Below are 16,149 nucleotides of genomic sequence, written 5' to 3'. Positions count from 1 at the left end.
GTTCTCTTCTATTTAACTTCTACTACCCTTTTTGCGTCAAGCAGAATTAGATATTTGTGGGTTACTTTTTGGCTGGCAAAAGAATTAAGCGCCTGTTCGTATAGCCTGAGCTGGCCCGTGTATTTTTGCTTAATCTTAGCAATTGCCGCGTCCAGATTAGTCGGATCAACGTGGTCGGTCTTATAATCGAACAGAATAATCCCGTCGTCAGCTTCAAAATAGCCGTCAATTGTTCCGTGTACCAGGATCTTGGCATCAGGATCACTAAATTGCTTAAACAGTGTTGTCGCCGCAATTAAGCTAGAAAAGTCGACTTCACGTTTTAGTTTATCTGGCTTTTGCCAAAATTCACGAGCAAAATCGCTGTGAACAAACCAGTCAATCTCGTCTTTTTTAAGATTGGCAACGATTTGCGGATTTAGCTTCTTTTGCTTGACCAATTCTTGAATTTCGTTATCTAACTGGTCATCATCACCACTGCCGCGATAATCATAATACTGCAAGACTAGGTGAGTTGCGGTACCGATTTCTGCACCCGTAAATTTTGATTCAAATAGAAAATTCGGCTTGGTGTCGATTGGCTGCAGATAGCGGTTGGTAGATGACAAGAGGTGCGCATTTTCCAGTTCGGTATCAATTGGGTCATTGAAGGCCTTCTTGATTTCGGAAACGGCTTGATAGGCCGTTGTTTGACTGGCATCGCTAAACGGATAAACAAAGTCATATAACTTCTGGGCAGTCTGATTAAGCAAAGTTAAATCCTGCTTTTCTTGCTGCTGGGCTTTTTGAGTAGGTGCGGCTGTGACTTGTTCTTCGTCATACTTAATGATTAACAAGTCTTGACTTTGATCTAATTCACTCGTTACGTCACTGATCTTTTGAGTAGGATGTTCATCAAAACGAATTGCCGGCCCAATAAAATTCATTGGGCTTGTGGCTGTTAACTTATCGGCTAAAGCTAGCTGACCTTTACTATTCAGTTGAAGATGCCAAGCCGCAACTTTTTTCGGGAAACTCGGAATATCCGCCACCAAAATTAACTTTTGCTTGGCCCGCGTCAGGCCAACGTACAAAATTCGCGCTTCTTCTTCCAATAATTGCTGCTTTTGCTTAATATTATCAATCGACTTGACTAGTGAATCAGCGCGATAGTGTTTGCGCCGTAAAGTCAAGCCAACATTATCGGCGTTGATGATGTAATTACCACTTAAATCACGCATTTGAAAGCGATGCTGCAGGCCAACATAGAACACAATCGGAAATTCTAGTCCCTTGGAGCCGTGAACCGTCATTAGCCGAACGGCATCGCCAGCCTCTTTGGTCAGTAGCGGTTGTGCCAAATCTTTTTGGCTGCGGCGCATACGTTCAATAAAGTTAATGAACTGGTACAGCCCCTTGAAGCCGGCACTTTCATAAGAACTTGCCCGCTCATAGAGAGCTTCAAGATTAACCCGGCGCTGTTCACCGTTAGGCAGTCCAGTCATAATTTCTAAAAGACTAGTCCGTTCGTAAATACTCCAGATTAATTCTGAAATTCGGTGGTTAGTCGCAAACTGCCGTAAGTCATCTAATTGATTTAAGAAGGCTTTAATGCGATCGCTTAATTGGTCACCGACTACCACGTAAGAGGTCAGTGCACTGTAAAAACTGGAATTTTTACTATGAATTCGAATTTTGGCAAGGTCGGGCTCTTTAAAGTTGAACAGCGGGGAGCGCAAAACCGTGACTAGCGGGATGTCCTGATCCGGATTATCAATGATTTTTAAATAATTCATAATCACCGTTAATTCCAGGGTCTGAAAGTAATTCTTGGCATCAGTCACAAATAATGGCAGCTGGTTCTTGGCGAACTCCTGCATAATTGTTAAGTTATCGCTGCGGCTTCTGGTTAAAATAGCAATATCACTATATTTAAAGGGCCGCTGGTGTCCCAAATGAGCATCATAAACCATTAAATGTTCTTTTTTAAATTGCTGAATCCGGTTAATGACCATCGTGATTTCGCTGGCATCAATATCCGGCTCAATTTCGTCTTGATTTGTTTGCGTTTCTTTTTCATGATAAAGAATTTCACTAGCTGTTGGCAAATTAGACGGATAGTATTGCGCCCCAAATACCAGCTGACCTTCACGAGAATAATCAATCCCCCCAAAGTCGGTACTTAAAATGCTATCAAATACTTGGTTAACCAGCTTCACAACGGGCTTAGCAGACCGGAAATTGGCTGATAATAAAATTCGTTCTTGATTCTTATTATCAGCTTGTGCTGCCGTGTGATATTTATGAAGAAACAGACTGGGTTCAGCTTGCCGAAAGCCATAAATCGACTGCTTAACATCCCCCACCATAAAGAGGTTGTTCTGTCCGTCCTTTTTCAATAATTGCAAAATTCGTTCTTGTAAGGCATTAATATCCTGGTACTCATCAACCAGAATTTCCTTAAATTTATTGCGATAAAAGTCACGGGCTAACTGCGAGTTTGACGTGTCCTGACTAAGGATTTGGTAGGCTAATTGCTCCATATCACTATAGTCGAGCAGAGTTTCAGCGCGCTTTAACTGGTTAAAACGGTCAATCAAAGCCAGTTCAGCCTTGGTAATTGCCGTCATAATTTGCTTGCCCTGTTTTAACAGGTCAAGCTGCTCAGGTTCATCTGTCACGTAAAAGGAAGTATACGTTGAAAAAATCTGGTTTTTGGCTTCTTCTTTTAAAGTCTGACTTTCTTGATAAACGTCAAGCAGATCCTCGTCCCATTTGCTGGACTTACGATAAGTTCCAGTGAAAATGCAGCTGCGTAAATATGCACGTTGCGTTTCATAATCCTCATCTTCTGCCAAACTTTTATGATAATTTGCTAACGCCTGCTGAAATTGGGTAAAGCTTGACTGCACCTTACTTAATTCCTTAGTTTCAAGCTGACTGCCAGCCAGCAGCCGCTCAATTTTTTCATTAAGACTTGCAAAAGTATTCGTTAGGTACGGCTTAATTTGTTCCTGCCATAGAGAAGACTTAATAATACTATCGCCGACTTCATATTGCCGACTTAATTGCTTGAGCCAATCGCGATAATCGGGCTTGGCCATGGCAAAGTCATATAAGTCCAGCAGCAATCCTTGAGCAGAATCGGCATCCCGATCACCGGCAAAGTTATCATAAAAGGCAATGAAGTCCTTATCCTTTGCCTCTAAAAATTCGGCTTCAATTTCGTGCAGTGCCCGCTCACGCAGCAGTGCCGCTTGTGTTTCATCTGTTAAGACGCTGAAGCTAGGATCAATGTCAATTACATAGTAAAAACGATGGATCACATCCAAACAAAAGGCGTCAATTGTTGAAATATTTGCCGTGTCAACTTGATTCAGCTGCTGACGCAGATAACGCTTATTTGCGGCTGATTCTAATTGCTCTTCCAATACCTGCTTAATCCGCGTCTTCATTTCTTGCGCGGCTGCCTTGGTAAAGGTCACAACTAATAGCTGGTCAACACCTGTGCCCGCTAAAATTTCCTGCATGACCCGTTCGACTAAGACCGTGGTCTTGCCGCTGCCAGCTGATGCAGAGACCAAAATATCCTGCCCGCGATCATTAACCGCTTGTTGTTGCTCTTTAGTAAATTGGGGCATTATTTAGTCACTCTCTCCTAATTTTTCTTTGATTTTCTTGAGCAGCTCTTTTTTGCTTAAATTACTGATTTGATGATATTTGTTTTCTTTAAGCATGGAGTCAAAAAAGAAGACATCACGATAGTCGGAATAAGTTAAGGCATTTTTGCTCTTACCATACTTATAAGGATTGAGCTTAACCTGCCCAGACAAAATCTGACTGGAAGCTTCCTTGATTAGGTCTTCGTCATACTTTAACAACAGGTTGATTTCATCTTCAGTAAAGTCATTCTTACTGCTAAAACTAAAACCGCCCTTTGCCTTAGTCTTAACACCAGTATACAGCTCCGAAACTTGGCCATTTTCTTCAAGCAGCGGCTCCGCCTTTAATAGTAAGTCGGGATCATTATTAATTAGTCCCGTGTATTTTAGCCGTGTCTGCCCATCAAGCGACGGCTTTTTAAGAAGTAAATCCGTACCAATCAAATCTTTACCGTTGAGCCGTTCGATCTGCCGGGTAACTGTTTGATAAAAGGCTCCTAGTAGTGACAAGGAATTGCTGCCAGTAAAAAAGTCCTGATTTTGTGCTAAGACATCAAGGTAGGACACCATTTGCAGGGAAATTCCGTTATAAAATAAGCCAAGATTGAATTTTTTCGCCGATGACTTGTAGTCAATGACCTGAGCTAAGAATTCCTGCTGGTCAGAAATTTGGGCAAGGTCGACCCGATCCATCTTACCGCGCAAATTAACGTGGTGGTCTCCTGCTAAGTTAGGAATGGCAAAGTTTAGTCCCTTAACTTGTTCGCCTAGACCAAAGCTTAATTCCGAATATTGCGCCCGCAAAGGAGTTTTTTGCAGTGAACGGTGCCAATTAGCTGCCACCTTAGTTGTTGTTTGGTCTAGACACCGAAACAGGTACTTATTAAACGGATCATTCATCAACTGTTGGTATTTGGTCTCATCCTGCATCTTTGCCCGGGCTAATTCAAGCAGCCTTTGCAAGGTCGTCTGGTCGATCTCAGCTAGGTCTAATTTATGCTGGTTTAATTCCTTAACTAAGCGGTCAAACGTTTCGTGGAAGTAATTCCCGGCTTGGATAACATCAAGTTCATTTTCAAAGCGTTTGCGCAATCGTAACCCGTAATTCAAAAAATATTCGTAGGAATTTTCGTAAAAGGTCTCTAGTTGTGAAACCGAAGAATTAAGGTTCTCCCCGTATAACTTTTGCGCTAATTCTGGGCCAATGTCTTTCGGTTGATTATCGAATTGACTAGCCTCAAGCACCGTTGCCGTCTTTTGTGGCAAATATTTTTGTGTTAATGACAGTAACTGCTGAACATGAGGCTCTGGCTGATTTTGACTTAAATACGTCAGATAACCAAGGCTGGCCTCGGGATTAGTCAAAAATGACAACAAATTCTGTAATTTATCCGGCAGGTTATGTTGACTAAATTCGGGAGCACCAGCCTGTTTCAGCCTTTCATAGTAAATTGACGGTTCTAATTCTTCGTTAGCAGCATTTAATACCGGATAAGAAAGGTAAACCTTATCTTGCGCTAAGGCAAGAGACAGACCAAATTGGTAATTTTGGTCTAAATTGCTGAGCTCTTGGTGGTCTTCCAAATATGAATCCTCGCCAAATGCCTGGCTTAATTTGTCTAAGTTTTCCGTACTTAAAAAGCCCGGAATGTTTTGAATTGACGGCAAGTTATTACTGGTTGCCCCAATAATAAAGACCTGCTTGTAGCCGCTGATTTGGATCATACCCATTTCGGACAAGTTAACTGCATCTAAAGTCGAAGGAATCTGCGAAAAAGTTGCTTCCTTAAAGCCATTAGTTAATACATAAAAAAAGCTGTCTATATCGAACTTATCAGGGTTAATTAACAGATAATCGTGAAGTAAATTAATCAATAAGTCCCACACCTGCTCAGGCTGCTGGGCTTGCTGCAATTCACCCTGTTCTTGGGCATCTTCACGCCACTTTTCTAGACGCTTGGGAACACCATTTTGCGTTAAAAAGTTAAAGAAGATGGTAACAGCCTTTTGACTGTCTGTTTCTTCTTTCATCTCGGTTAGTAAGCCAGAAATCCGACTGACAAAGTAATCTTTGAGCTTACTAATCTTAGCTACTTCATCTGGAATCTTGTCTAATCTAATAACTTCGGCAGCCACATAATCAGTAAAGTCACGTCGCCACAAGTTATGGTTAATCCCGTGTGCCAAGACAAAGTTTTCTAGTTCATCGACGTCGTGAACATAGGCAGCTTCATCCTGATACCAATCGGGAATTAACAAACGTGTTTTTAAAATCGCCAGTAAATTGCTGGTTTGCAGGGGGCGTTCAAGTAGTTGGGCAATATTTTCAATTAGCACTACTAAGGGATGATATTTCATCTCCTGCTGCAAGTCATTAAAAAACGGGATCTTATTTTGCCGCAAAATTGGCGTTAAGTAGGTCTCATATTCGTGCAGATTAGGTGTTAAGACCAAAAAATCACGGTAACGATACTTACTCAGAGCTACTTGCTGATAAATTGTGCGTGCGACAAAATACGCTTCAGCATAACGTGAATCAGCTCGTACTAGCTGCACCTGCTTCAGTTCTTCCGGCGGTGTAATTGTTCCCGTCCAATATTCGTTTAATAATTCGCGATTTGATGGTTTAGGTGCAATCGGCGTGGCAGTAACTTGATAATCTAAGTTATGGTCATCCAGATAATGCGTCAGTTGACTAATTGTTTTTTGAATGACGTAATCATAGTCGCCAGCCTCGGCATCGGGATCAATTTGCCCTAATTTGGTCTTGAAGGCCAGGGTAAGACTGCCGGCATGCATCATTAACAGCTTAATAGTTAAGCATTCTTGTAATGAAAAATGTGAAAAATCGCTAAAGTAAAAATCGGTTTTACCTAAGTCTTTCTTACTGGCCAAGAGTTCGTTTAACTGTAATTGTACTTCATTTTTGGTTGAAAACTTACCCGCGATTTTCGTGATGAAGGCATCATAAATCACACGTAAATCAGCAATCTTGTTCTTCGTTTCCAAATCTAAATTGCTGTCATCGAGTTCATCCAGATCAATATTACCAGCTCGCACCTGCAGAATGGTATCGTAAAGCTGCTTGACTAAACCGGAATTAACGCTGACGTTCTTAAATAAATGCAGCTGGTCGCGCTTTTCTTCAATAATCTTCGCTAATAGCATCGCGGCGGCCGCATCGTCTAATTGCGTGGGCAATCCTTCCTCGGCATCCTTTAAAAAGTACCAGGCCAGTCGCGAAAATGACAGAACCTGCAAATTCTTCACGGACTGTTCTACCTGCTTTTGACTCACAGCAAGCTTATTTATTGCCCTAATTTCTGTGGTAAACTTAATATGATTAGGTACAATAATAAAAGTTTCATGTTCTGGCTGCTTTTGATAATTTTCAATTGCTAGTTGCAGAATTTTTTCTTGCAAAGGATCTGTCTGCCGACCGACTAGAATCTTGATCATTTGTTCACTTCTCCTTAGCTATTATTTTAGCATAGGAGCCACAATTTTTTACTAACATTAAGGATCTTAAATAAAATGAAATGTAGTTATTTAGCACATGGCAAAGTCATCTTAATTGGCGAACATGCGGTTGTTTATGGTTATGATGCGCTAGCTCTGCCGATTATGTCCCTGCAGATTAAGGCGACCGTTGAACCTAGCTCGCAAATGTGGTTAGACACCGCTCGTTACCACGGCCCTTTTTTTACTGCTCCAAATGAATACGATGGCTTAAAGTACGTTGTTAAAACAATGCGGGCTAAGGCTAACAGCAGCGAACCACTTAAAATCACTTATACGGGAGAAATCCCGACTGAACGCGGCTTGGGTTCGAGTGCAACAGTTGCCTTGGCAACAACTAGAGCCTTAAACCAGTATTTTGCCTTAAACTTAGCAGAAGAGGAAATCATGGCAATTACCAATCATGCCGAAACCATTAATCATGGCAAAGCCTCTGGTCTTGATGCGGCAACCGTTAATTCAAACAGTTTGGTCTTTTTTAACCAAAAAATGGGTCCAAAAACTCTCAATGCACAATTGGGAGCAACCCTACTTATCATGGATACTGGCGAATTAGGCAGCACTAAAGAAGCTGTTAATCAGGTACATACCCAAATGGAGCTGGATCCCGCTAAAAAGCAAATGATTGCGCAATTGGGTCAATTAGCCACGGCGACTAAGACAGCGTGGCTTAACCAGCAGCAAGTCGAAGTCGGGCATATTTTTAATCAGGCACAAGCAATCTTGCAAGCCTTTGGCCTAGCAACCACTAAAATTGACCAATTACAAAAATTGGCCCTAGCTAACGGAGCGTTAGGCTTTAAGTTATCTGGCAGTGGCCTTGGCGGAATTGTCATTGCCCTGTGCCCTAACCAAGAAGCAGCAGAAAAAATCATTGCCGCAAGTCAAGCACTAATCGCAAATTCATGGATCGAGGAAATTTAATGGCTAAAACAGTCCGCGCGCATACAAATATCGCATTAATTAAATATTGGGGCAAAGCTGACGACCAGCTGCGCCTACCGCTTATGTCTAGCTTGTCAATGACTTTGGATCAGTTTTATACGGATACGAAAATTACGGCTAGTACAACTGGTGACCATTTTTTCTTAAATAATATTGAACAAACGGGAAAAAGTGCCCAGCGTGTTTTTACCTATCTAAAAAAATTACAACAGCGTTTTAACGTCACAGGTGCATTGTCCGTTCATTCGACCAACCACGTGCCGACAGCTGCAGGACTAGCTTCATCTAGTTCGGCTTTTGCTGCCTTAGCCGGGGCTTTTTGCTCATATTATGAATTAGATGTTACACGTAAAGAACTTTCCTACTTAGCGCGACTTGGCTCGGGCTCTGCCTCCAGGTCAATTTATGGTGGGTTTGCGGTTTGGCAAAAAGGTACGGATGATGCCAGTTCTTATGCTTACGCCTTGGATGAAAAGCCGCAGATGGATCTGCACCTTTTAGCAATTGAGTTAAACCAGCAACCGAAAAAGTTATCGTCAACTGGTGGGATGAAGCAAGCCCAATCCTCACCCTTTTTTAAACCGTGGCTAGCGCGCAATGAACAGGAAATGGCGGCAATGATTGCCGCGATCAAGGAAAATGATTTTACTAAATTAGGACAATTAGCCGAACTTAACGCCAGTGAGATGCATGCAATTAATCTGACTGCCCAACCTGGTTTTACTTATTTTGAGCCGGATACCATTCGTGCGATTAAATTAGTTGCGCAATTGCGGGCCCGTGGAATTGAATGTTACTACACGATCGATGCTGGGCCTAATGTTAAAGTTCTCTGCCAGTTAAGAAATGTAAAAGATGTGACCAATTCATTTGAGTCTGTATTTAAGAATGCTAAGATAGTAAATGCAAGTTTTGGTCCAGGTATTTCATGCCTGGACTAATTAATGTAATTTAATTGATTAGGAGATTAAATTAATTGATCACAGAGCAAGCACCCGGGAAATTATATATTGCTGGTGAATATGCCGTCTTAGAACAAGATTGCCCAGCAATCTTAGTTGCGGTTAACCAGTTTATTCGGGTTTCGATTACTAAAAGCAAATCAACAACGGGTTCAATTCACTCCAAGCAGTATTCACAAGACTCAATTCACTGGGTACGCAAAGGTACCAAAATGGTAATTGATAATCGTGACAATCCTTTCGAATATATTTTAGCTGCAATTTCATACACAGAACGTTACTGTATTGAACAAAACGTTACCATGGAAGTTTATGACTTGTACGTTAATTCAGATTTAGATTCGGCTGATGGCAAAAAGTACGGCTTGGGTTCTAGCGCGGCAGTAACAGTTGCAACGGTTAAGTCAATTTTGCATTTTTATAATGTGCCTTTTAGCAATGAATTAGTTTATAAATTATCCGCCATCTCTCACTATTCGGTTCAGGGTAACGGTTCTGCTGGCGATATTGCAGCCAGCGTATACGGCGGCTGGCTGGCTTACCAAACCTTTGATAAGGCATGGCTGACTAGTGAATTGACCAGCAAAACATTATCAGAAATCGTTAACGAGGCATGGCCGGGATTGAAAATCCAATTATTAACGCCACCAAAAGGGATGCATCTAATGATAGGCTGGAGCCAAAAGCCAGCTTCAACATCACGGTTAGTTGATGAAACTAATGCTAATCGTGCTGCTCTAAATGGTGAGTATCAAGAATTTTTGCGGGCGTCACGCGAATGCGTGTTGAACATGATTACTGGATTTGAACAAAGTAATATTGACTTGATTAAAACACAGATCCGTGTCAATCGCGGTTTATTGCAGCATTTTGCCCAAATTAACCAAATTGCAATTGAAATTCCGCGCCTGTCTAAGTTAATCAATATTGCGGAAAACTTTGGCGGTGCAGCTAAGACTTCTGGTGCCGGTAACGGTGACTGCGGCATTGTAATTGTAGACGGAGCAACTAATGTCGCTGCCTTAGAAAGTCAGTGGCAGGAAAACGGAATTCAACCCCTCAACTTTCACGTGCACCAAGTTAAACTTGCTCAATAGGAGAAAAAATGTCAATCAGATCTAAACGTAAAGAAGAACATTTAGCCTTAGCACAAACTTTTTTTCAATCCGAAAAAGCCAATAGTTTTGACCAAATGCATTTATTGCGGCCGGCATTACCCGAAACCAAAGTTGACTTAGCTGCAATTAAAACAACAATGTTTGGTAAAGAAATCAATGCACCCTTCTTCATTAACGCGATGACTGGTGGTTCACCTAAGTCACTGACAATTAACAAAGAATTGGGTAAGATTGCTAATCAAACTAAGATTGGACTGGCTTTAGGTTCTGCTAGTATCTTAGTCAAAGAGCACGCACAGCTTGATAGTTTTTCAGTTGCCCGTGAGGCCAATCCTGATGGCGTGATTATTGCTAATATCAATGCTAAAACGGCTCCAAAAGATGCACAAAAAATTGTCAACGAATTGCAAGCCGATGCTTTGCAGGTCCATTTAAATACAGTTCAGGAAATCGCCATGCCTGAAGGTGAACGCGACTTTCACTGGTTAGATAATCTTAAAAATCTGCGCCAAGAAATTACCATTCCAATTATTATTAAAGAAGTTGGCTTCGGCCTTGACCAGGCAACCATTCGGTTATTGAAAAATGAAGGCTTTGAATGGTTTGACGTTGCTGGCAGCGGCGGCACCAATTTTGCCCAAATTGAAAATGCTCGTAACCAGAGTGACCTCTCTTATTTAGAAGATTTAGGTTTGCCAACAGTTATCGCGGCAATGATGGCTCAAAAAGAAAAAGTTAACCTAATTGTTTCTGGTGGTGTCCGCAATCCTCTTGATGTATTCAAAGGGCTATGCTTAGGCGGTCAATATGTCGGTATTTCTAATGTCTTTTTACAAGCAATGGAACAAAACACACCGGAATTTTTGTTGCAAATGATTCAGAATTGGCAGCATGAATTAGCTGGTCTATTAGCAATTTATGGTCAAAAAGATTTGTCTAACTTAACAAGTATTAAGAAATATTTTGACCTACCCTTGCATGACTTAATAATGCAATTAGATTAGGTACTTTACATAATTAAAATTATGACAGATTATTAAATTTAGGACTAGCTTCCGATGTTTTATTAGCGGCTAGTCCTTTTTAGATTGCTAATTGGACATAAAAAAGAAGTTCTAAATTAGAACTTCTTTTTTTCTATTTAGCTTTATTTAGTGCATCTTTGACGGCGTCTTTTAAACCGCGGCTTGTATTAGAGGCACCTGAAACTGCATCAACATCAACAGAATTTTCTTGAACCATTTTTTGTGGTAATTCTTTGATTGCCTTTAAGCCGTAATCATCGGATTCTGCTTGTTTCAAAACTTCAACATTCTTTAAATTCTTTTCCTTGTCGACAGTCACTCTGACAACAATCTCGTCCCCCATACCTTGTATGGATTTGCCAATATATTGGTTAGGTCCTGTTGGGTAATCTTCCTTTTTTATATCAGAAGTTAATGACTTAGGTGTTTGTGGCTTATTTAATTTATCAGCAACACAAATTCCATCACAATTACCATTATCATCCTTTGGATGAGCCGCATTTTGACCTGCAATTTTACCAAAGATCAAGCAATCACCAAGGTCAGAACCACCTTGGTATAAGTTAGACATGTTGCTGCCTAATTCACCTGCACCATATAAATGTGGAATTGGTTTATGTTCAGGATCAAGAATTTCTGCACGTGCATTTCTTCTTGGACCAGCTTCTGACCAGCCAATTGTTTGAACAAGTGGCACTGCATAATATGGACCTGTCTTATCAAATGCAGTTAAGGTTTCTGGGGCGCGATGGAAGGCATAATCATATTGCTTTTCCGCAAATAGATTAAACTCATCAATTGTCTGCTGTAATTTTTCAAAAGTTACCCCCATTTTATCTGCCAATTCAGAGACAGTATCACCTTTCACAACTGAATTAAGCGCCTTATTATCAGGGAATGTATCAATCTTGCTAATCTGGTCATATTGCTTTTGGTCAAAGACAAAGTATGGGTGAATTGGATTCAACGGCTTATACCATGACCCATGGTTTTCAATATAACCTTCACGTGCTGCTTGATCTTCTTTAAAGTAACGCGTACCATCATCACCTACAGTAAAGATACTGCCAGTAAAGAAAATTGGGTTGCCCATGTAAAATGGTGCACGTTTCATTCCTGGTTCGTAAAATGCAAATGATTGTTGCATTCCTCCACCGGCATACATTGACATATGCCACATATCTGCTCCAACTTCATGGGCAAGATCAATTCCTTTTCCCTTGTTATATAGCGTTCCCAAAGGAACTAATTTATTCGAGCCGATATAATCTTGAATCTTTTGCGGATTATTTTCGATCCCACCTGTTGCCAATACAACACCATTTTTAGCATAAATATTTAGCAAAACATGATCGCGCTCAATTTGCGCACCAACTACTTTTTTATTTGGCAATTGCAATAAGTGCTTCACAGGTGACGAATACCATACATCAATCTGATCGCTGCGATCTAAAACATTTTGTCTTAAAGCATTCCATAATGAAGCATTAAAAATCCCCGGCTTCAAGGTAATCATGTCATAGCTCTTAGCACCCGGAAGATCAGGATGATCCGCAATTACAGCATCTTCAGGAAGTCCTAAAATCGTCTTATAACTAATGGGATTAGCAACACCCAAATATTTTTGGAAATATTCTTTCATATGAGTAATTCCATGCACAACTGTATTTTCAATTTCGGGATCAATTTCAAAGTGTTGTGCTAAATGTTCATAATAATTACGATAATCAGTTTCATTGCTGCTATAACCAACTAGTTCAGCTGCATATCTAGTATTGCCGCCTTCATGACCCTCTGGAGCTGAATCAATAATTAAAACCTTTGCACCACTATCTGCAGCAAACCGAGCAGCAGTCGCACCGGCACCACCAAAACCTAAAACAACTACATCATAGCTGGCATCGTAATATGTATTTTTATTTACAATCATTATTTTTACCTCAATTACTTATTAAAGTGCCGTATTTTTAGCATAACTTGCCGCATTATTACCAGCAATTCTGCCAAACACAGTACAAGTAGTAAGCATTGTTCCCGTTGAAGGATAAGTATGAACAAAAATTTGTCCAGTAGCAGATTCACCAGCTGCATAAACTCCAGCAATTGGCTTATTAGAAATATCCAGTACTTGAGCATTTGTATTAATCTTTAGACCGCCAAACCCAGCAACAGTTGTTGGGTAGCCTTCGATTACGTAATATGGTCCTTCTTGAGCAATTGGTTTAATATCGTCTCTACCAAAATCCGAATCTTCTTTACCAGCAAAGGAATTATAGCGAGAGACAGTCTCTCTAATCACTTGCTTATCACAACCAACTACTTGAGCAACATCGTCTAGTGAAGTACAATTCTTTGCTTCCGGCAAGTTAGCAGCTACCTTATAGGACTCATTATCTTTATCAAATATCCAGAAAAACCTGTTGCCATCAGATTTAAGAGCATCATTATACATTAAAGAATAATGCTGTCCTTCTTTAGTGAAACGCTTGCCCAAATTATTTACTGCTAATGTTCTGCCTAAGACAACTAATGAATTAGCTGCACCACCAACTGATAGATAATTAGCAGTCATGATTCCCATTACACCGTCTTTAAATTCTGAAGCAGCATGTAAACTTTCGGTGAGCTTAAGATAATCGGCATCATTGTATGGTGTTGACATTGAACGAGTACCCTTAGCACTTGGTGCATATTTATCACGAGTTTTTCTTGAGCCATCAAAACCGCCAACTGCAATTACTACAGACTTGCATGTGATATTATAATCATCATATTTACCTACAGTAACTACGCCTGTGATTTGATGATTGTCAGTTTTAATTTCTTCAGAACTTTGATCGTATAAGACAGGTATCTGCAATTCTTCGATGCGTTTAAGAAGCGGTGCCATAATTGCTACAGGTCCTAGCTTAAAATTGATATGTGTCCGTGGCTTCTTAGAAATTCCTAGCGGCATTGCTGAAAATTCCACACCATATTTATCAGCATAATAATCAACTGCAGCTCCTGAATTATCAGCTATTGTTTTAACTAAATCATGATCGATTTCGCCACCGTCTTTTTGCGCAAAGTCCTCATAAAATTGCAGCAAATTTTCAGGATCATTATCTTGTTCCTTATTAAATTTACTACCGGTAGCGTACATAAAGCCGCCTGAAACAACGGAATTACCACCTAAGCGTCCCGTCTTTTCAATTAAAACAACATCTGCTCCCTTTTCTTTAGCTGTGATGGCCGCATTTAATCCTGCCAGTCCTGAACCCAAAACGACTACATCTGTATTAATTTCATGTTCTTTCTTAGTGATTTTTTCTGGAGTAGAATAATCAGTTGTTTCTGCTCCGGCATCAGTTAAAGCAGCTCTAGTCGCATTTAAAATACCGTTTGAAGTAAAAGTTGCACCAGTTATTGCATCAACTGCAGTTGACTGATTAGCAACAATTTTTTCAGGAATTAACTTTAGCGCATTATCTGAAAGCAGTGCTGTTTCTTGATGATCAGTCACTTTGATTGCTGATATTTGGCTATTCTTTACAGAAACCGTTACTTCGATATTAGCATTATGCCCCTGGGCACTTCCTTGATATGTTCCGTCTTTGATCATTATAATCTCCTGTTTCTATGCTTGATATTGGTCATCAAAAACAATAATTGGTTTAATTGTAGTACCTGCAACTGAATCTTTAATTGCCTGGTTAATTTCTTCTGGCTTGTAAAACTTAACAATCTTATCAATTGGAAATTTACCTGAACGGTACAAATCAATCATTTCCGGAATAAATTCTTGCGGGACAGAGTCTCCCTCAATAACACCGGTAATGCTCTTTGAAAACGATAGAATATCAATCATTGGACTAAGTTCTTTAATTGTCTTAGTTCCCATCGCTACCACTGCAAATTGTCCCTTAATTGTTAAAGCGGTCAAGCCTGCCTTCATAACATCAGGTTCACCAGTGGTATCAACTACATAATTCAATCCTTCAGAGCCAACTATTTTTTGAATTTCTTCAATCATATTCTCTTTAATATTGTTGATTGTGTCTGTTGCACCAAATTCCTTAGCCATTTCTAAGCGCATGTCGTTCTTGTCAATTGCAATTACGTGCTTACAATTAGAAACAGCCGCACCCATTACGGCTGATAATCCTACTGAGCCTGTCCCTAGTACTGCTAAGTTAGAACCAACTTCTGGCTTTAAGGAATTCAATACTGTTCCCGCACCAGTCATATAGCCACAGCCGAGAGGACCAGCAATTCTTAGGTCCAAGTCATCGGGAACTTTAACTAAATTGTTAACGTTAGCTACCATATGATCGCCAAATGAGGATTGACCAAAGAAATTACCAATATCCTGCCCATCCTGCTTGTGTAAACGATAGGTGCCATCGCCCATTGCACCACCACTAGTGTTAAGCTTGTTAAAGTTAACACATGATCCGGGCAAGCCACTACGGCAAAACTTACATGTGCCGTCTGATGCGAAGCCGACCGCAACATGATCGCCCTTCTTAAAAGCAGTCACATTAGGCCCTACTTTTTCAACAATTCCCGCACCTTCATGTCCCAAAATCACTGGTAATTGGATTGGAAAGCCACCATCTTGAAATTCAATATCACTATGACAAATTCCTGATGCAACAGTCTTGATTAAGACCTCATTACTCTTGGGATCGTCTAAAACAACATTTTCTAAATCTAAATCTTTTGTTTGCTCATTTAAAACAGCCGCTTTAATTTGCATAATACATGCCTCTTCTAAACTAAAACTATATTTAATAAGTATTAACAAGTTTACTTTATCACATAAGCGCTTACAATTGAATAAGATTTTACATAAAATTAATTTTTATCGAAATATTTTTTTATTTAGCACAATAAAACAGGCATTTTTTAATGTCTGTTAAGTGTAATGCAAATGACCTAAATTATGACATTAAAA

Annotated in this window: 9 protein-coding genes; 4 read left to right on the top strand and 5 right to left on the bottom strand. The window is 40.2% G+C overall.

Translation table 11 applies throughout. From position 1 onward, the window contains the following. Window positions 1-8 precede the first annotated feature (8 nt). Window positions 9-3,620 (bottom strand): helicase-exonuclease AddAB subunit AddA, encoded by a 3,612-nt coding sequence (addA, locus tag PT278_RS01235; protein ID WP_277129628.1) that lies wholly within the window; start codon window positions 3,618-3,620, stop codon window positions 9-11. A 3-nt stretch (window positions 3,621-3,623) separates the two neighbouring features. Further along, window positions 3,624-7,100: a PD-(D/E)XK nuclease family protein gene (locus PT278_RS01230; RefSeq protein WP_277129627.1), complete on the bottom strand. Its 3,477-nt coding sequence runs from the start codon at window positions 7,098-7,100 to the stop codon at window positions 3,624-3,626. Window positions 7,101-7,175: 75 nt separating this feature from the next. On the opposite strand from PT278_RS01230, the gene mvk reads away from it, so the two are divergent. From mvk to fni, 4 genes are read left to right on the top strand one after another with little or no spacing between them, the layout of a single operon-like run. Then, window positions 7,176-8,084 (top strand): mevalonate kinase, encoded by a 909-nt coding sequence (gene mvk, locus PT278_RS01225; protein WP_277129626.1) that lies wholly within the window; start codon window positions 7,176-7,178, stop codon window positions 8,082-8,084. Then, window positions 8,084-9,046, top strand: coding sequence for a diphosphomevalonate decarboxylase (gene mvaD / locus PT278_RS01220; RefSeq protein WP_277129625.1), 963 nt, complete (start codon window positions 8,084-8,086; stop codon window positions 9,044-9,046). The genes mvk and mvaD overlap by 1 nt, the downstream gene beginning before the upstream one ends. 35 nt (window positions 9,047-9,081) lie before the next feature. Next, the gene (locus PT278_RS01215; RefSeq protein ID WP_277129624.1) at window positions 9,082-10,164 is read left to right on the top strand and encodes a phosphomevalonate kinase; all 1,083 of its coding nucleotides are present in this window, start codon (window positions 9,082-9,084) and stop codon (window positions 10,162-10,164) included. A gap of 8 nt (window positions 10,165-10,172) precedes the next feature. Further along, on the top strand, window positions 10,173-11,189 hold the full coding sequence (fni, locus tag PT278_RS01210; protein ID WP_277129623.1) for a type 2 isopentenyl-diphosphate Delta-isomerase: 1,017 nt from the start codon (window positions 10,173-10,175) through the stop codon (window positions 11,187-11,189). Window positions 11,190-11,322: 133 nt separating this feature from the next. On the opposite strand, the gene PT278_RS01205 is transcribed toward fni, so the two are convergent. The 3 genes from PT278_RS01205 to PT278_RS01195 are packed head-to-tail and all read right to left on the bottom strand — an operon-like array spanning window position 11,323 to window position 15,951. Beyond that, window positions 11,323-13,140, bottom strand: a complete 1,818-nt coding sequence (locus PT278_RS01205; protein ID WP_277129622.1) for an FAD-binding protein — start codon at window positions 13,138-13,140, stop codon at window positions 11,323-11,325. A gap of 21 nt (window positions 13,141-13,161) precedes the next feature. Then, on the bottom strand, window positions 13,162-14,814 hold the full coding sequence (locus PT278_RS01200) for an FAD-dependent oxidoreductase (protein ID WP_277129621.1): 1,653 nt from the start codon (window positions 14,812-14,814) through the stop codon (window positions 13,162-13,164). A 15-nt stretch (window positions 14,815-14,829) separates the two neighbouring features. Continuing rightward, window positions 14,830-15,951 (bottom strand): NAD(P)-dependent alcohol dehydrogenase, encoded by a 1,122-nt coding sequence (locus PT278_RS01195; protein WP_277129620.1) that lies wholly within the window; start codon window positions 15,949-15,951, stop codon window positions 14,830-14,832. Between the last annotated feature and the right edge of the window lie 198 nt (window positions 15,952-16,149).

Origin of the sequence: Lactobacillus sp. ESL0703, assembly GCF_029433435.1 — a bacterium.
Lineage (GTDB): Bacteria > Bacillota > Bacilli > Lactobacillales > Lactobacillaceae > Lactobacillus.
This window is presented reverse-complemented; position numbering and strand designations above follow the sequence as displayed.